The 17,376-nt window shown below is 40.3% G+C and carries 13 protein-coding genes and 1 pseudogene; 11 read left to right on the top strand and 3 right to left on the bottom strand.

The features are described 5' to 3' along the window. Positions 1-280: 280 nt before the first annotated feature. Positions 281-569, bottom strand: a pseudogene (locus LEP1GSC062_RS23965) (IS982 family transposase); the annotation flags it as partial. 217 nt (positions 570-786) lie between these two features. On the opposite strand from LEP1GSC062_RS23965, the gene recN reads away from it, so the two are divergent. From recN to LEP1GSC062_RS10150, 8 genes are all read left to right on the top strand, one after another. Continuing rightward, positions 787-2,493, top strand: coding sequence for a DNA repair protein RecN (recN, locus tag LEP1GSC062_RS10185; RefSeq protein WP_010578945.1), 1,707 nt, complete (start codon positions 787-789; stop codon positions 2,491-2,493). 112 nt (positions 2,494-2,605) lie between these two features. Then, positions 2,606-3,211, top strand: a complete 606-nt coding sequence (locus LEP1GSC062_RS10180; protein WP_002728539.1) for a MotA/TolQ/ExbB proton channel family protein — start codon at positions 2,606-2,608, stop codon at positions 3,209-3,211. A gap of 2 nt (positions 3,212-3,213) precedes the next feature. Continuing rightward, positions 3,214-3,663, top strand: coding sequence for an ExbD/TolR family protein (locus tag LEP1GSC062_RS10175; RefSeq protein ID WP_002728497.1), 450 nt, complete (start codon positions 3,214-3,216; stop codon positions 3,661-3,663). A 61-nt stretch (positions 3,664-3,724) separates the two neighbouring features. Next, complete coding sequence (locus LEP1GSC062_RS10170; RefSeq protein ID WP_476737502.1) at positions 3,725-6,613, top strand: BamA/OMP85 family outer membrane protein; 2,889 nt, start codon at positions 3,725-3,727, stop codon at positions 6,611-6,613. After that, positions 6,610-8,802 carry an ATP-dependent helicase gene (locus LEP1GSC062_RS10165; protein ID WP_020984157.1) on the top strand — a complete coding sequence of 731 codons (2,193 nt, stop codon included), beginning with the start codon at positions 6,610-6,612 and terminating at the stop codon, positions 8,800-8,802. The genes LEP1GSC062_RS10170 and LEP1GSC062_RS10165 overlap by 4 nt, the downstream gene beginning before the upstream one ends. Positions 8,803-8,862: 60 nt before the next feature. Continuing rightward, positions 8,863-9,294, top strand: a complete 432-nt coding sequence (locus LEP1GSC062_RS10160) for an LIC11625 family surface-exposed protein (protein WP_010578943.1) — start codon at positions 8,863-8,865, stop codon at positions 9,292-9,294. A 9-nt stretch (positions 9,295-9,303) separates the two neighbouring features. After that, a complete protein-coding gene (locus LEP1GSC062_RS10155) occupies positions 9,304-10,149 on the top strand; it encodes a 3'(2'),5'-bisphosphate nucleotidase CysQ (protein WP_020984158.1) in 846 nt (281 codons plus the stop codon). Between the two features lie 20 nt (positions 10,150-10,169). Then, on the top strand, positions 10,170-11,336 hold the full coding sequence (locus tag LEP1GSC062_RS10150) for a glycosyltransferase family 4 protein (protein ID WP_039941750.1): 1,167 nt from the start codon (positions 10,170-10,172) through the stop codon (positions 11,334-11,336). 7 nt (positions 11,337-11,343) lie between these two features. On the opposite strand, the gene LEP1GSC062_RS10145 is transcribed toward LEP1GSC062_RS10150, so the two are convergent. Continuing rightward, on the bottom strand, positions 11,344-11,772 hold the full coding sequence (locus LEP1GSC062_RS10145; RefSeq protein ID WP_020984153.1) for a hypothetical protein: 429 nt from the start codon (positions 11,770-11,772) through the stop codon (positions 11,344-11,346). 89 nt (positions 11,773-11,861) lie between these two features. On the opposite strand from LEP1GSC062_RS10145, the gene LEP1GSC062_RS10140 reads away from it, so the two are divergent. From LEP1GSC062_RS10140 to LEP1GSC062_RS10130, 3 genes are all read left to right on the top strand, one after another. Continuing rightward, the gene (locus LEP1GSC062_RS10140) at positions 11,862-12,359 is read left to right on the top strand and encodes a TlpA disulfide reductase family protein (RefSeq protein WP_020984166.1); all 498 of its coding nucleotides are present in this window, start codon (positions 11,862-11,864) and stop codon (positions 12,357-12,359) included. A gap of 163 nt (positions 12,360-12,522) precedes the next feature. Then, entirely contained in the window at positions 12,523-14,568 is a 2,046-nt protein-coding gene (locus LEP1GSC062_RS10135) for an AMP-dependent synthetase/ligase (protein ID WP_020984143.1), read from the top strand. Positions 14,569-14,664: 96 nt separating this feature from the next. After that, positions 14,665-15,348, top strand: coding sequence for an LIC11631 family protein (locus LEP1GSC062_RS10130; protein ID WP_010578939.1), 684 nt, complete (start codon positions 14,665-14,667; stop codon positions 15,346-15,348). A 186-nt stretch (positions 15,349-15,534) separates the two neighbouring features. Here the strand turns inward: LEP1GSC062_RS10130 and ptsP are convergent, their stop codons facing one another. Continuing rightward, on the bottom strand, positions 15,535-17,277 hold the full coding sequence (gene ptsP / locus LEP1GSC062_RS10125; RefSeq protein WP_051201244.1) for a phosphoenolpyruvate--protein phosphotransferase: 1,743 nt from the start codon (positions 17,275-17,277) through the stop codon (positions 15,535-15,537). Positions 17,278-17,376: the final 99 nt, after the last annotated feature.

Below are 17,376 nucleotides of genomic sequence, written 5' to 3'. Positions count from 1 at the left end.
CTAATCACTGACACGTCGGAACACTTGCGTTTTATTGTATGTAAAGTTCTATCCACTAAAATCTAAACCCTAATCACTAATACGTCTGAACACTTGCATTTTATTATACATAAAGTTCTATCCACTAAAACCTAACCCCTAATCACTAACACGTCGGAACACTTGCGTTTTATTGTATGTAAAGTCCTAACTCCTAAACCCTATCCACTAACCCCTTGAAAAATATCAGCTTTTGATCCTTATGATCCCAAAAGCCTTCTTAATTTGTGGGTAAGGTTATGGCTATGACAGATAACGCGTTAGGCATCAGTTCAACAAAACGATTGTAACTTACAGCTTTTGGAAATTCCGATTTTAAATTCTTTTTTATTTCTATCAGATAATAATTTTTAAATTCTCTATAATGAGAAAGATGAAAATAGACAACAATCGTTGCTATTTCACTCAGGCTTAACTGAAATTTTCGGTTTCTTTTTCGAACCACCGGACAAAAGTATTTTCACGTTCCAGTTTATTTTTTGTTGTGTACAATAATCGTCTATCGCACAAAATATCTCTGTCAGATCCATATTTAACCCTTTTTTTGCTGAAAGTACGGTTCAATATGTGATCTGGCGCTTTTCTGTACAAGATTTTTCTCTTTTTTCCTCCTTACGACCCTGCTCACGTTAAAAGAAGGGCCCGGGAGGGAATGCAAAAAAAAATCTGCCTCAAGAAAAAAACATTGCAATCATTTGTATAGCAGTCATATAAAGGCTATAATTTGTTTAGTATTTTGAGGTAAATATGCTGAGAACCCTGAATATAAGAGACTTCGCTCTAATTGAAGAGGCTTGCATCGATTTTCAAAAAGGAATGACTGTGATTACCGGAGAGACGGGGGCGGGGAAGTCTCTTATTTTGGATGCCATTTCTTCTTTGTTAGGCGGGAAAAGTAGTCCGATGGAAATTCGAACGGGTGCTCCCCGTTATGTGTTAGAAGGTGTGTTCGATCTCTCTAAAAACCCTGTTGCCCTTGAATGGTTGAAAGAGAAGGGATTCTCCTTCGATTCGCAGGAATTGACTCTTCATCGAGAATGTAGCCGGGACGGAAAGTCTCGGATTTTGATCAATCAATCCCTTGCTTCTTCAACTACTCTTCGAGGTTTGGGTGAATTGCTCGCCGAAGTTCACAATCAGAACGATCAGATTCTTCTTTTGGATCGGGGAGAACAACTGGACATCATCGATCTTTACGCAGGTCTCGTTCCCCTTCGAAATGAAGTGAAAGAATGTTTTCTTACCTACAAGAGTCTAAAAAAACGCCTTGAAGAATTGCGTAAGAATGAGGAAGAAAAATCCAAACGAATCGAGTTTCTTACCTTTCAAATCAGAGAAATTAAAGAGGCTGGTCTTAAGGAAGGCGAGGAAGAGGGATTGATCCAAGAGGAAAATCTTTTGGCTCATGGAGAACTTCTTGCAGAGAATTATGAAATTCTATCTTCGTATCTTGCGGACAGTGAATCCGCCATTCTTCCTTCTTTTCCGAGATTTCTGAATGCGGCAGAAAAGATCAAATCGATTCAACCCGATTTCTCAAAGACCTTGGATTCTTTGCAGGAAATTTATATTCAACTCAAAGAGATCAACTCATCCGTTTTGGACGAAAAGGAAGAGATTTTCTTTTCTCCAGATAGGCTTCAATTCGTTCAGTCTCGTTTGGATTTGATTTCTAAAATGAAAAAAAAATATGGTTCCGATTTGGCTGCGATTCTGGATTGCAAAAGCAAAGCAGAACAGGAATTGGAAGCGATGGAAGAAAATTCGAAGAATAAGGAATCGATGCAAGTCGAAATCGAGAAGGTGACTTCTAGACTTGCTTCTCTTTCGATTCAACTTTCCAAAGCGAGAAGGGAATCTCTCATTCGTTTTGAGTCTTCCCTCAAGTCCGAATTGGAACAGCTCGGAATGCCAGGGGCCGCGGTTCAAGTCGTACTTCGCTGGGAACCGAGTCCGGAAGGAGAAGTATCGGCTTCGGGTAAAAGTTATATCGTAAACGAGTCGGGACTTGATCAGCTCGAATTTTATTTCAGTCCGAATCCGGGCGAAAAGCCGAGACCGCTTCGTAAGATCGCCTCAGGCGGGGAGGTGTCTCGAGTAATGCTTGCAATTCGCTCTATTTTGGGTAGACAGGCCAATTTACGGGTTTTGATCTTCGATGAGATCGATTCCGGTTTAGGCGGAGAAATTGCAATGGATGTGGCTCGAAAACTCAGAAATCTGGCGGAAAATCACCAATTGATTTTGATCACACACTTACAACAGATCGCGTCCGCAGCAAACGATCATCTGAAAGTTACGAAGTCGGTAGAAGGAGGACGTACGTTTTCAAAGACGGAGTTTTTGAGTTTAGAAGAGAGAACTTTGGAACTTGCAAGAATGATCTCAGGTCAGAAAGTGTCAAAAGGCGCTCTAGAACACGCTAAAGAACTGTTGAAGAAACAGGCGGTTTAGGATACAGATTTCCCAATTTCGAATCCCTACAAAAAGGAGGTACGCGAATTAGAAAACTGTTTGGCAGCTACAGGAGAGTTTTAAACTCTACTCATGGGAGAATTTTACTGAAATGTTTTTAGCCAAATCCGATTCTCTAATTTCTGCAATTCCTCCGGAGTCTGTACCGATTGTTATTGTCTTAGTTTCCATCATCGGTTTTACGATCATTATTGAAAGACTGATCTATTTTTCCAAGTGGAAACCGATTGCTCTCGATGACTGGCGTTCTCTCAAAGAATTATTTCGTCAGAAAAATTGGAATACAGCGATCGATTATCTCAAAGGCATGAACAACGGGCCCTCTGTTCTTGTTCTTCAAGCAGGCATCGAATCTTCGCTTAAAAATTTAGAAGCGGCGGAAGAGGAAATGCTCTCTGCAGGTTTTGCACAGATTCTCAAAATGGAAAGATTTCTTTCTGGACTCGGGACTATCGCGACAATTTCTCCTCTTCTTGGTGTTCTTGGGACAGTACTTGGGATCATTCGTTCCTTCGAAGAAGGTTCGGGAACAAGAGGAGCTGAAGTAGGGATCAGCGAAGCTTTGATTACGACCGCAATGGGACTTGCGATTGCGATTCCTGCCTACGTTGCCTATAACTACTTTCAAAAGAAAAAAGAAGATACGATTGCCGAAATGGAAAATCTTTCCGGCCAAGCTCTTAAATATCTGAAATAAATATGAAGTTCAGAAAGTTTCGATCTTCCGCAAGCAGAACAGGGCAAATCGAATTAGCTCCTTTGATAGATGTGATTTCTTTTATCGTTATTTATTTTTTGATGAATGCGACTTTGGAAAAATCAACGGTCATGAAAATCGAACTTCCTCGGTCTTCTTCAACCGCCCAAGAAAAGAAAAAAGACGAACTTGTAATTACAGTCAATAAAGACGGTAAGATTTTCTTAGATAAGGATACCGATCCGGTTCCATTGGAAAAGCTGACGGAAAAAATCAATGTCTTCCTTGGTCCTTTGGAGAAAAGGGAGCCGGGAAAAAATCGGGTTATCATCCGAGGAGACGGAACTGCAAGTTATCAAACCGTGATTAAGGTAATCGATAAGGTAAATGAGGCAGGAGTAAGTAAGTTTAACCTAGCGATGGTAAGACAAACTGGTTCCGGAGAAAAATAAATTCCGATTTTGGATGGTTTTGGTTCTAGTTGCAAATATCTAGGTGGCTTTAGTTTTTACTTTGAAACGAATATTATCCCCAACTTTAAAAGGATCTGTGCTTGTGATTCTTTTAGGACTTTTATTCTATTCAGGTGAACTGACTCAAATTCTTTCCAAACGAAACGACTTTTTGGGGAAAGTCATCAAAGAAGTTAAATTCAAAGGAAATAAAAATACTCCCGATAGTGATCTCGAATCGATGATCGAGATAAAAATCGGTAAAATTCTTACCAAAAAAATTCTGGATCGGGATCTAAAGAATCTTTTCAACTCCGGCTTTTTTTATTTCGTCGATATTCAAGCAGAAGAAGTTTCGGACGGAATCCGTATCATCTTTGATCTCAAAGAAAGACCGCGAGTAAAAGAAATAGAGTTTGTTGGCGCGGATGAAGTTTTTCCCGCAGATCTGAGAGATAAACTTCCTCTCAAAGATAACGAAGTGATCACACCCCAAAAGATCACTAAGTCGAGAGATTTGATTCTTCAGAAATACAGAGACGAAGGATTTTTTCTCGCTTATGTAAAAGTGGAATTGGGAAAACCAGATTCGAAGACGAATCTGGTTCGGGTTCGTTTTGTCATCGACGAAGGGGAAGAAATCCCCGTCTCCAAAATCAACGTTTACGGTAATGAATCCATCGAGACTTCGGAGATTCTTTCTGTTATAGAAATGAAAGAGGAAGGGGTTTTCGAAGGTGGTAATTTCAAGGAATCTTCCTTTGAAAAAGATAAGGATACCATTGTCGCTTATCTCAAAAGTAAAGGTTATCTTGACGCCGAATTGATTCGGGAAGGAACTAATTGGGAGATCCATTGGGAAAACCCGGAAAAAAAAGACAGAAGAGTTATCATCGTAAACATAAAAATTTCCGAAGGTCAAATTTATTTCTTCAACGGCTATACTGTAAACCATGATACGTCTTTGGATGGAGAAGGAAGACCCCTCTTTTTGAATAAAGAGAAGAATCCTCCGGAAACTGCAAAGGACGAGTTGAAGCCTCTTTTTTCTCCCAAAGAAATCGAAAAAAGTTTGGACTACAGCGACGGGGACGTAGGAGCAATTTTTGATGAAACTCGTTTTATGCGGGACCGGGGAACTGTGAACGAAATGTACAGTTCGAAAGGTTATCTCTTCGCACAGGTGATTCCTCGTAGAAAGGTGATTTCTCTCGATCGTGAAAATTTAGAATATTATGAAAATTGTTACAGCCGTAAATCCGAGGAAGAAAGAAAAATCTGTGAAAACGAATATTCCCAGCTTCATATCAAACGATTGAGACAACTCTACAATACCAAACCTGAGTTACATGGTAAAAAATTCGTTCACGTGGATTTTAATATTCGAGAAAACAACCTCGCTTATGTGGAAAACGTTATCATCAAAGGAAATAAGAAAACCCAGGATCGTGTAATTCGAAGGGAACTTCTTTTCAAACAGGGGGATCTGTTCAACTCCATTCTAGTCAATCGTTCCCGAGAAAGGATTTATAACCTGGGTTACTTCAAAGAAGTTAACTTTAACATGAGGCCGGGTTCGGACCAGACGAAAATGAATCTGATCATCGAAGTTCTTGAACAACCTACGGGAACGGTTTCTATGGGTGGCGGTTACGGTACAATCACCGGATTCTCCATCTTTACTGAGGTCGGTGAAAATAACCTAAATGGAACAGGTCAAAAAATTTCTGGACGTCTCGAATTCGGTCCGTTCCGAAGACTTTTTCAGATAACTTGGACGGAACCTTGGCTTTATAATAAACCTTGGTCTCTTTCTCTTTCTCTTTTTTATTCTTCTAGAATTTATAACGTAGGTGCCGTCTCAATTACGGAGAATAACAACCAACAGTCAATTAAGGAACAGGCTATTTATTCTAGGGACGGGGTAGGTTTTACCGTCGGGATCGGTCACAGGATTTTTATCAACTGGACTCATTTTCACAGATATTCCCCAAGTATCTACGCTTCCACAAATCCGTCTTCTCTCGTATCAGACCAAGTTCTTGCAGAAGTTCGTAGAGGTTGGCAATTCCGTTCTCAGATTTCGAATGGAATCGCGTATGACATTCGAGATAACGTTTTTAACCCTACACAAGGTTATGACTTGCTTTTTCAGATGGACAACGTTGGGCAGGCATTAGGTGGTCAATCCCATTTCGATCAATATAGGGTTCTTGCGGAATACTATCATACTTGGTTTGATTATAGTTTTTTCGGACTTTTTAGAAACAACGCACTCAAACGATGGAGAGTCGTACAAGAATTTAGGAGTTCCTCTCTTTTTACATACCAAAGGGTTCCGTATTACGGTAAACAGGATCCGATTCAAAGGCCATACATTCAGTTGCAAGACTTGCAGTTCTTAGGCGGTTACGAGTCTCTTCGCGGTTGGTTTTATAACGACGCAAAATATCCTACCGAATGGAGGGACGGGGCTGCGACCAGGATGCTTTTTAGTTCCGAACTTCGTTTTCCGATCGAACCCACCTTACTCTGGTTAGTTGCTTTTTTCGACGCAGGAGCCTTGTATGAGGAAGTCAATCGAGCGACCGGGGTAAGAAGGGATCTCTTTACAACCTACGACCAAAGAATCAGAGAAGCTCAGTTAAAGGATCCCATAGGATATGCTCTTTCAAATCATTACAATCTGAACGCCCTTCGAAAAGCAGATTATACTTACGAAGAACTCAACAATCCTGCCAACCTGGTGCTTTCCGGAAACAATATTGCTTTGGATAAATTCCGATTTTCCTGGGGAATCGGTCTCAGGATTCAGATTCCGGTTCTTCCTCTTCGAATTTATTTTGCTCAGAAATTGAAATATTCGGGAGTTCCGGATCATCCCTTTACGAAATTTGAATCCGACAATGCATTTCAGTTTGTGTTTGGAATCGGAGATTATAGATTTTGACCTCTTCTTTCCTTACAGGTCTGAACGAAGAACAAAAAAAAGCCGTTTTACAGACAGCCGGCCCAGTACTCATTTTGGCAGGCGCAGGCTCGGGTAAAACTAGGGTCATCACGCATAGAATCGCAAATCTTCTCGTCAATCATGGAATTGATCGAATCTGCGCGTTGACCTTCACTAATAAGGCCGCCGCGGAGATGGTCGAACGAGTAAAAAACTTAGTCCCTTTCCTTCCAGCGAATCTTCAGATTAAAACATTCCATTCTCTTTGTCTTTATATCCTCAGAAGAGAAGCGGCTTTTTTTGGATTCGACAATGCGTTTACCGTTTACGATACGACCCTTCAAGAGTCCCTTCTCAAACAAGTCGTAAAAGATCTTTCCTTGGATCCTAAATTCTACAAACCTTCTATGCTGGGAAATTATATTAGCAGTTTGAAAGATAAGATGTTGTCTCCTGAGGCTTATCTGGAAAAGGAAGGACGCACCGATTTTTCCAAGACCGTATCCGCAATTTACAAAGAATACGAAAAGAGAAAAGACGCGAACCGTGCTTTCGATTTCGGAGATCTCATCTGGAAAACGGTACAACTCTTTCAAAAATCCCCGGATGCAATCGCCAAATACCGTCATAAATGGGAATACGTGATGGTAGACGAATATCAGGATACAAACAAAGTACAATACCAGTTGGTACTTCTTCTCGCGGGCGAAAAAAGAAATCTTTGTGTTGTTGGTGACGACGATCAATCCATTTATTCCTGGAGAGGAGCCGATATCGGAAACATTCTGAATTTCGAAAAGGACTTCCCTGAATCCACGGTCATCAAACTAGAGGAGAATTATCGTTCTTCGTCGAACATCATTCTTGCGGCTTCAAAAGTGATTTCGAACAACACTCAGAGAAAACAAAAAGAAATATTCACAAATAATCCCGAAGGCTCTCCGATCGTGTTGAACGAATTTGAAAACGAATCCGAGGAAGCTCACGGAGTAATTACGAGAATCCGTTCCGCATACTCCTATGGAACAGAATATAAGAATATTGCAATATTCTATAGAACAAATTCTCAGTCCAGATATTTTGAGGAAGCGCTTCGGAATCTGGGAATCCCGTATAAAATTTTCGGGGGTTTCCGATTTTTTGACAGGGCGGAGATCAAGGATTTTATTGCTTATCTGAGTGTGGTTTCCAATCCTCTAGACAGCGTTTCACTTCTTCGAATCGTCAACTATCCTCCGAGAGGAATCGGCGATTCCGGAATCGATAAAATCCGTGAATTTTCTTTGGAAAAAGGAATTTCTCTTTTGGAAGCCTTGGGCCAAGAAGATATTCCTCTCAAAAAAGCGGCGAAATCCAAAGGGAGGGAACTCTATAGTTTATTCAGCGATCTGATCGAAAAGGCTGAAAAGAACTCTTCTCCTTCCGAAATCGCATTAGAACTTTTGAATCGTTCTGGTCTCATGTCCCATTTAAGGGACGAAGGTACGGAAGAATCAATCGCCCGTTTAGAAAACCTTCAGGAACTTGTTAATTCGATCGAGGAATACGAAAAAAATTCTGATTCCCCCTCCTTGGAAGAATATTTGAATCAGATCAGCTTAATTACAAGCGAGGAAGAATCGAAAGAGCTTGCCGATTATGTGAATCTCATGACGGTACATAATGCAAAAGGTCTGGAATTTAAGATCGTCTTTCTTTCGGGTTTGGAAGAAGGTACATTTCCTCACAGTATGAGCTTGGAAGATTCTCACTTTGGAGACGAGGAAGAAAGAAGACTTTTTTACGTCGCTCTTACGCGCGCTCGGGAACAATTGTTTCTAAGTTATTGTAGGACTTCCAGAAAGTTTGGTAAGGTAGAGGACAGAATCCCTTCTCGATTTTTATCGGAAGTTCCAAGAGAATGTTTCGGAGAACGCGTAAGTCGGGAACGTACTGCAAGAAGACCTCAGGGACCGCCCTTGGCTTCTAAGACTCGGCCGGTTGAAGAAAAATTTAATACGGGCTTTTCATCCACACCGGATCCTGCTAATCTCTATTTAAAACCGGGAGACCGGGTAAAACACAAACAATTCGGAATCGGGACGATTCAGACAGTTTCGGGAAAAGAAAAAAATACGAAAGTTTCTATTCGCTTCGGAAACGTTGAGAAGAACTTTTTTGTTGCCTATACCCCGCTTGAGAAATTATAAGAAAGGGGCTAAGTTTGCCCGTTCTAAAATCCGATATTAATATCGGAAATAGGAAACCAGATGAAGAAAATACTCACAATCTCTCTTTTACTTCTCATAGCTTTTGTCGGCCTTCAAGCGGGAAAATCGCAAGGTGTTGTGGAAGAATTCAACAAAGTAGAAGAATTTAATAAGAACGTGAAACTTTCGGACGCAACGAAAAAAGCGACTCTGGAAAAGAATCTTCTTTCTGCAGTAAAATATACGCTCCACCATAGATATCTTGAATACAAAGAAATCACGAAAGATCTGAATGCGGATACGATGCTTTATGAACCTCAAAAAGGAACGTATACGGTTTACGTAAAATTCAAAAAATATCTTTTCTTTTACAGCTTCAAAATGGATCCCGAAATCTATCTCCAAACCCCTGAAAACGAAGTGTTTTATCTTCGTCCCGAAAATTTAGACGACCCTCATAAGGAAACCACCGCTAATCCAGGCGGAAAGTGATTTTCTTTTTTGGATTCGATTCAGTATCTTCAGCCCGCCGTAAACTCCGTTCTGGAAGCGGGCAAAATCGTATTAGAAATCTATCATTCGGATTTTAAGGTTAAAGATAAGGGGAAAAACGATCCCGTCACCGAGGCAGATCTAAAAGCCGGGGCTCATATTTCCAGAAATTTACATTTTTCGAATATTCCGATTCTTTCTGAAGAAGATTCGGAAAAAAAAGATATCTCCAAATTTGTCGCGGCTTGGATTTTGGATCCGATCGACGGGACCCGCGAATTCGTGCATAAAAATCCAGAGTTTGCGATCAGTTTGGGACTTTCTGTCAGAGGCAGAGCGACCCTCGGAATCATTTTCAATCCAATTACCCGCGAATTGATCTATGGAGTGGAGAATTTAGGTGTCGTTTATCAAAAGTTGGAAGAGATACCCAATTCGTTTTCTATTGAATCTCAGAATTTTACAAAAACATTAAGTAATTTTAAACCTACAAACAAGATTCTCATTTCTAGAACCGAAGAAAAAGAAGGACTTTTCCTTTCTTCTATGGTTCCTGTCGGTTGGGAGTTTTCAGCGATTGGTTCGATCGCGTATAAGCTCGGTTTGGTGGCGGCGGGAAAAGCGTCCCTTTCGATTTCTCTAAAGCCGAAAAATGATTGGGATATCTGCGCGGGAATCGCTCTCGTAAATGCGTCGGGAGGTTCTGACTTGGAAATTCGATCCGGTAAACCCTATAAATTTCAGACAGTGGGCGGAAGAGGGGATGGGCTTATAGCTGGACATACTCCGTCTCTCATACAGATTTGGGAAAGTTCGAAATCGTATTTTCAATCGGGTCTAAGAGACTATGATTGATTTCTTTTTTTAGCGGAATTATGAAAAAAAAAGAATATTCAAAAAGCATAATTCATCCAATTAGAATTGGTGTAGATGCCAGACCTTTTTCTACTCCCGTTTCCGGTGTGGGCAAGATGATTCACAGCGTTTTGTTTGACTTGGGGAAGGATACGAGCTTTGAGTTCTATCTTTTCTCTCACAAAGATATTCATCCGAGTTACGCAAATCTTTTGGATCTTCCCGGAATTCGTTTTGTCAAAGGAGAAGGTTTTTTTTCCAAAAAGGGAGGACTTTACTTTGCGATTGCTCTTCCGTTACAATTGAGAAAAATGCGACTCGATCTTTTCTGGGGAACCCAACAGGTATTTCCCCCTTTTCTTTCTAGAAAGACCGCAACCGTTCTGACGTACAACGATCTGGTCGCGTATCGTTTTCCAAATACGATGAGAACTCTCGCGAGAATTCAACAAAAGTTTTATCTTGCCCGTTCCATCAAACGTGCGGATAAACTACTTCCTATTTCTGAATCCACACGAAACGAAGTAGCTGAATTCTTTCATGTTCCTTTTGAAAAGATGCAAGTCGTTTATCCCGGAATCGAACTTTCTGAATTCAAAGGTCTGCTCAAAAAAAAGCCGGGCGACAGAGTAGATTCTCTTCCTAAGAAATTTTTCCTTTCGGTTTCTACCATCGAACCCAGAAAGAATTATCAATTTTTGTATAATTCTTATATTGAATATTCAAAATCCGTAAAATTTAATCAAAGGTTCTCCTGGGTAATCGGCGGAAAGGCCGGCTGGGAAGATCCTAAATTTATCGAAACTCTTCGAAGTCCGGAAAGCAGGGCTTTGGGCATCATTTGGATTGAAAGTCCGACCGATGTGGAGCTTGCTCACATGTACGAGAAATGTGCTTTGTTCTTATTTTCTTCTTTGTATGAAGGATTCGGGATTCCACTTTTGGAGGCATTGAGTCTTCAAAAACCTGCGATCGTCACGGATCTTTCGGTCTTTCGAGAAATCGGTGGGGATAAAATTCAATATTTAAAACTCGAAGAAAAACTTTGGACTTTGGCACTTTTGAATTTTTCTAAAAAGCCGTATTTGGGTAAGAAAGTGGATATTCGAAAATTCTATCGAAGCACAGCAGCAAAAACGGTCTCGGATCAAATTCGAAAAGTTTTGAAATCAAAAAATCCGGTTTAAACTGATTTTACAATAAACCTAAAAACCATTTTTTCCAGCCGTCAAGCCGGGTAAGAGTTCCTGAAAATTCCAAACCAATTTTAGAATCGATCTGGAGATGGATTCTTTTTCGATCTAAAGGCTGAAGTTTTACGGAAAATCCTTCTTCTCCATTCTCAAAGTGGAGATAATCCGGGAAAAACTCAAGCTTACGCCTTTCTTTTGAATTTGTTTCGATTGGGTTTATTGAAAAAGATTTCGAATTTTTTTTTCCTTCGAGTAGAATCAATAGTCGACCTTGTTTAAATTCCAATTTTGCCTTTCGATCTGTTTCTGAAAAGTACGGCTCCTTTTGTGCAGGTGTGGAAATCAATCCCGAGCCGCAAAATCGATCGTTCTTCAGATAAGAAAGAAATTCTTCAGGACCTGAGAAATAATTGTAAAAGATTGGATTCACTGGAGTGATCCTAATTTGAAGTGAACGATTGTATTGGAAAGATTTTTTCCTTTTACTTGAGTCAGGTTTTTTTAATAGGATGGGGGATCATGTGGAATTTTCGTCTGATTTTATTGTTCCTTTTCTTTCTGGGATTCTCCTGTAATTTTACCAAGGAAGAATCAATTCTCTATCAACTTTCCCTATACGACTTGGACGGACGCCCGTCCTCCCTTAAGGAATACAAAGGAAAAGTTTTACTTTTAGATGTTTGGGCTTCTTGGTGTGAGCCTTGTAAGGACGCGGTTCCGGTTTTAGAAAAACTTTCGAAAGATCTACAAGGAAAGAATGGTGTTCTTTTGGGAATCAACACCGAGCCGGAACTTTCCAAAGAGGAACACTTGAAAGCCGCAAAGGAATTCGGAATGACCTACCCGTTCTTTGTGGATCGGAATTTTACTTTCATCAATCAGTATAAAGTGGAAGGGCAACCCGCCTTGATTGTTTTTAGTTCATCGGGAACTCTCTTGAAAATTCAGTACGGCATCCGAGAAAAAGATTATCCGAAACTCAGAGCAAATTTTTCGAATTGGTTCTCCGCACCATAAGCATTACATAACAAAGTAAATAAAATAGAATCCCTCGGGGAACATTTTGAAAAAAAGGTTTCTTTCTTAGGTTCCCTATTTACTCTTGAATCCTTGTCAACAGGATCTTTGTCGGAATTCCTAAGTTGTAATAACGAAAGATACCAGGAGTTAATTTAGTTTGATGACGGAAAATTTAGCGCAACTGTTTCGCGAATCCTCGGAAAAATATCGGGATCTACCGGCTTTTTTTTCCAAGGATTCTAAAAAGAATTACTATCCAATGACGTATTCTCAATTGTACGAGCAAGGAATTCAACTTGCGGAAGCTTTGATTGAATTAGGTGTTCAGCAAAGACAAAGAGTAGGTTTGTTTGCTGACAATCGGATCGAATGGATCATAGCGGATTACGGCGTGATTCTTACGGGTGCGGCGGATGTTCCGCGTGGAACCGACATTACTGATTCTGAAATTGTTTATATTCTCAATCATTCGGAAGTGGAAGTTGTTTTTATCGAAAACGATAAGATGCTCGAAAAATTCAACAGAAATAAGTCTCAGCTGACTAACGTAAAAACTTTGATCATGATGGATCCAATGAGCACTTCTCCCGGCGTATTGAAGATGCAGGATCTAATTGAAAAAGGTAAAAAACTTCGGGCAGGCGGATCCCAAAAGGCGGAAGAGAGAATTTCCGCAATCGATTCGGAAGACCTTTTCACGTTGATTTATACGTCCGGAACTACCGGACTTCCCAAAGGTGTAATGTTGAAACATTCCAACATGATGCATCAAATAAAATACGTAAGTCCTATGTTGGATATCAATTCGGAAGCCCGTCTCCTTTCCATTCTTCCGATTTGGCACGTGTTCGAAAGGGTTGTAGAGTATGTTTGTATCGGACTCGGAGCCGCTACGTATTATACGAATGTAAGGGACCTTCGTCAGGATTTGGCTACCGTAAAGCCTACGTTTATGGGTTCCGCTCCCAGACTCTGGGAAAACATCTACAACGGAATTTATACCCGGATCAACGATCCGGCTCAGACTCCCGCCTTTCGCAGAGGTCTTTTTAGACTCGCGTATTTCTTTTCCAGAAAGAAAAATCAAGCGCTCCGTTTTTTGAAAGGAATCGAAGTGGATTATACAGGAAGAAATCCAATCGGGTCTTTCTTTTACGGAATTCTAATGTTTGTCCAGTTTCTCTTAACGGGACCATTTACTCTCACCGTTTTTGCAGGTGCGTTAGGCATTTATCTCGCGGGAACTGAGTTGTATTATCTGACTTCTTTTCTCTACGTCATAGCAAGTTTGGCGCTTCTTCTAAACAGCTTTACGTTGGACAAAATCGTTCTTGCTAAGATTAGAGCAGCTACGGGCGGCCAATTAAAAGCGTCCATATCCGGAGGGGGGGCCCTTCCCAGACACGTGGATGAATTTTTCGGTAACATTGGAATCAACGTTTTAGAAGGTTACGGTATGACCGAAACTTCTCCCGTGATTTCCGTAAGGACTTTTGAAAAACTCATCATCGGTTCCGTGGGTGTGATCGCTCCCAAAACGAAACTTCAGATCCGTAACGATAACAATGCGGTGTTGACCGAGATGGACGAAAACGGAAAAATTACTCAGGGAAAACTCGGATTGAAAGGGGTTGTTTTCGTCAAAGGACCTCAAGTCATGAAAGGTTATTTCAAAAACGAGGAAGCTACTTCTAAAGCGATAACCGATGGTTGGATGAATACTGGAGATATGGGAATGATCAACTTCAAGAAAACCCTGACTCTCACCGGTCGCGCGAAGGATACGGTAGTTCTTCTTGGAGGGGAAAATGTGGAACCGGTGCCGATCGAAAATAAACTACAGGAGTCCACTTACATCAGTCAATGTATGGTGATCGGACAGGATCAGAAAAATTTAGGCGCAATCGTGGTTCCGGATTTTGAAAAACTCCAGGAATGGGCACAAGAAAATGGAATCAACGAAACGAACAAGGATAAATTGATCGAAAATCCGAAGGTCTACGATCTATACAGAAAAGAGATTAAAGCCTTGAACAACACCAAAAACGGATTTAAATCATTCGAGCAGGTGACTCCTTTTATACTGATCTCTAAACCTTTCGAAGTTGGCGACGAACTCAACAATATGATGAAGATGAAACGTCATGTGATCACTGAAAAATACGGCGACAAGATCAAGAAAATTTATTCTACAAATCAGGATTAGAATTTTCTAATTTTTTGTTAGATTTCGAAAGCCGACCTTAAAAGGTCGGCTTTTTTATTTCTTCGGAGAATTTGACGTCGTACCGATAGAATTTGTATGACTGGCACTCCGAAACAAATCCAGAAATTCTCCGTATTTTCTCCTTCGGGACAAGGAGATATATATGCTCTCGACAATCTCTATCTTTCGCCGCTTAGAAAAAACGAGGTTTGGAATTTTTCCAAAGTGGGGGAATTTTCTCCGCTTAATCTCGGCTTTCTATGTATGAGATCTATTCTTGCCGATCGTTGTGAAGGTATGATCACTGTACAAGGGCTTAATCCTGGATTTGTCTTAGGGCTTTCCAAAATCAACGGATTTGAAAACTGGAATCTTTTCAAGACCAAAGGATTTATCCCGAAAGTGTTCAGAAAAGAATTTCCGATAAAGATGAGTTCCAAAATTCATGAGATTTTAAACCCAGTCCTTGTCACGTATGAAAAGGAATTGTTCGAAGAATGGAGTCCGAAAGCAGTTGCTATTGAAGGAAGTTTTGAAAACCGGGAAATTTTGATCGCGGGAGTCGCTCTTCCGGGAGACGACAAAAATCTTCCAAAACTTCTAAAGGACCTCATCCAAACACTTTCCGGGAATTGTGGAAAATTTTATTTGAGAACGGAAAAACATTCTTATCTTTGTCTGAAGAAAGAAAAAGAAAATATAGGACCTGTTTTCTTTCAAGAGAAAGAAAACGTATGGGATTCTTTCGTATTTTTGATTTTGGAAATTGAAAATTCTTAACTTAACGTGAGCAGGATCGTAAGAAAAAGAGAAAGAATTTTCTAAAAGTAGGAGTCCCTATTTTTAGAATTTGTTCGTAAAATCGCGATTTGTTGTAGTTCCCACATTTTAAGAATAGATTTACAAAGTTCAAATTTCAACTTCCTACAGAAAAATGAATCATGGATTCTTACGACCCTGCTCACGTTATTTTAGATGCTTACTGAAAAGGAAGGCTTCGATACTCTCATAATTTTCTCCCTCGGAAAGTTCTAAGATCTTTCTTACTAAAATTCCTGCTTGGTGTAAGGAAATTGATCGGACGATTTTTCGAATCGGGTTTAAAAATGGGATCGAAACCGATAGTTCTCTAATTCCAATTCCGATTAAAAAGATCGTAAAATCTGTATCCGATGCGAGCTCTCCGCAGAGGCTAAGGGGTTTGTCGTAATCTCTTGAAACTTCCACGATTTTGATCAAAGCTCTCAAAAAAGCGATATGATACGGATTGTACAAAGAAGAAACGTGGATGTTGTTTCTGTCCACCGCCATTATGTATTGAAGTAGATCATTTGTTCCCACTGAAAAAAAGTCCGCTTCTCGTGCGATCAGATCTAAAGCGGCAACCGCAGCGGGAGTTTCAATCATCGCACCGATCTTGATTTTTTTATTGTATTTTTCCTTTTTAGTGCTTAATTTGCGTTTGCATTCCTCCAAAAGTTCGCGAGTACGAACGATTTCCCCGGGACCGGTAATCATCGGCAACAAAATACTAACATTTCCGAAAGCGGAGGCTCGTAAAATCGCTGTTAGTTGTTCGACGAACCATTCCGGATGGGAAAGCGAATACCGTATGCCTCGGTTTCCTAAAAATGGATTTTCTTCGAGTTCTCCCGTTGAAAATTTATCGGCTCCAATGTCGAAGGTACGAATGATTACCGGTTTGTCCTGCATCCCTTCTGCGATTGTTTTATAAGCGAGGAACTGTTCTTCGCCAGAAACATTTCTGTCTTGGTATTTTAAAAATAAAGATTCACTTCTAAAAAGTCCCACACCTTCGGCTCCAAATTTGATTGCCTGTTCGCAATCAAGTTCGGTTTCAAGATTACACTTGATTCGAACACGGATCCCATCTTTGCTTACGGCTCTAACTTTTTTGGTTCCGCTTTCCTCCATGGGATAAGAAGAGGAAAATCCGTAATACTTCACTTCTTCCAAAGTCGGAAAACGAACTACATTTCCCAATTCTGCATCTAAAAAGATGAATTCGTTGTCTTTGACATGTGTGGAAAAATCCTTCAATCCTACGATAGTAGGAATCCCGTAGTTTCTCGCCAGGATTGCCATATGTCCCGTTTTTCCACCTAGGTCAGTCGCAATTCCGCGGATGCGGGTCTTATCCATAAGGATCATTTGAGAAGGAGTAAGTTCTCTTGCGACTAAGATCAAATCCTCTTTTAAACCGGAAAGAAAGGAATCCTCTTCCTTTTTACCCGCAAGAAATTCGATCAATCGATTTGAGACATCTTGAAAATGATCCACTCTTTCCCGGAAAAATTCATTCTCCATAGCTTTGAATTTTTCAGAAATTTCGTGAGTTACGTTTTGTACGGCAAGAATCGCATTCTCTCCGAATTCTGAGATTCTTTTTCGAACCGAGGTTGCAAGACTCGGATCGGAGCAAATCATAGCCTGTGTTTCTAAAATCTCTTGGATTTCTTTCTGATCCGGTCCGGAAGTTTCAAGAGAGGCAATCAAAATCCGCAAACTTTGAAGGCTTTCTTCCAACGCGATAGAGAATTTTTGTATTTCTTCTTCTTTTTCGGATTCGTGAATGTAAGTTCCGGTGAGAATTGTATTTCGTTTTTTTCCGGTTTTTAAGACCTTACCGTATAGCTTTCCCGGAAAGGCCGTAATTCCTGGAAAAACTATACGTTTGGAGGGGATCATTCTAAAACGAATTCCGAGTTTCAACTCAACTACAGAATTCCCCAAAAGAAGAATCTGACAATTCTTTTCTAGGTAAGAAATATAACAGGTAAAATTCCG

Origin of the sequence: Leptospira alexanderi serovar Manhao 3 str. L 60 (genome assembly GCF_000243815.2) — a bacterium.
GTDB classification, from domain to species: domain Bacteria; phylum Spirochaetota; class Leptospiria; order Leptospirales; family Leptospiraceae; genus Leptospira; species Leptospira alexanderi.
The sequence above is the reverse complement of the archived record's forward strand: the minus strand, read 5'-3'. Positions and strand labels throughout refer to the sequence as shown.

Coding starts and splice junctions, on each gene's coding strand:
- recN (WP_010578945.1), top strand. CDS start 787: ATGCTGAGAACCCTGAATATAAGAGACTTCGCTCTAATTGAAGAGGCT.
- LEP1GSC062_RS10180 (WP_002728539.1), top strand. CDS start 2,606: ATGTTTTTAGCCAAATCCGATTCTCTAATTTCTGCAATTCCTCCGGAG.
- LEP1GSC062_RS10175 (WP_002728497.1), top strand. CDS start 3,214: ATGAAGTTCAGAAAGTTTCGATCTTCCGCAAGCAGAACAGGGCAAATC.
- LEP1GSC062_RS10160 (WP_010578943.1), top strand. CDS start 8,863: ATGAAGAAAATACTCACAATCTCTCTTTTACTTCTCATAGCTTTTGTC.
- LEP1GSC062_RS10150 (WP_039941750.1), top strand. CDS start 10,170: ATGAAAAAAAAAGAATATTCAAAAAGCATAATTCATCCAATTAGAATT.
- LEP1GSC062_RS10140 (WP_020984166.1), top strand. CDS start 11,862: ATGTGGAATTTTCGTCTGATTTTATTGTTCCTTTTCTTTCTGGGATTC.
- LEP1GSC062_RS10135 (WP_020984143.1), top strand. CDS start 12,523: ATGACGGAAAATTTAGCGCAACTGTTTCGCGAATCCTCGGAAAAATAT.
- LEP1GSC062_RS10130 (WP_010578939.1), top strand. CDS start 14,665: ATGACTGGCACTCCGAAACAAATCCAGAAATTCTCCGTATTTTCTCCT.
- ptsP (WP_051201244.1), bottom strand. CDS start 17,277: ATGATCCCCTCCAAACGTATAGTTTTTCCAGGAATTACGGCCTTTCCG.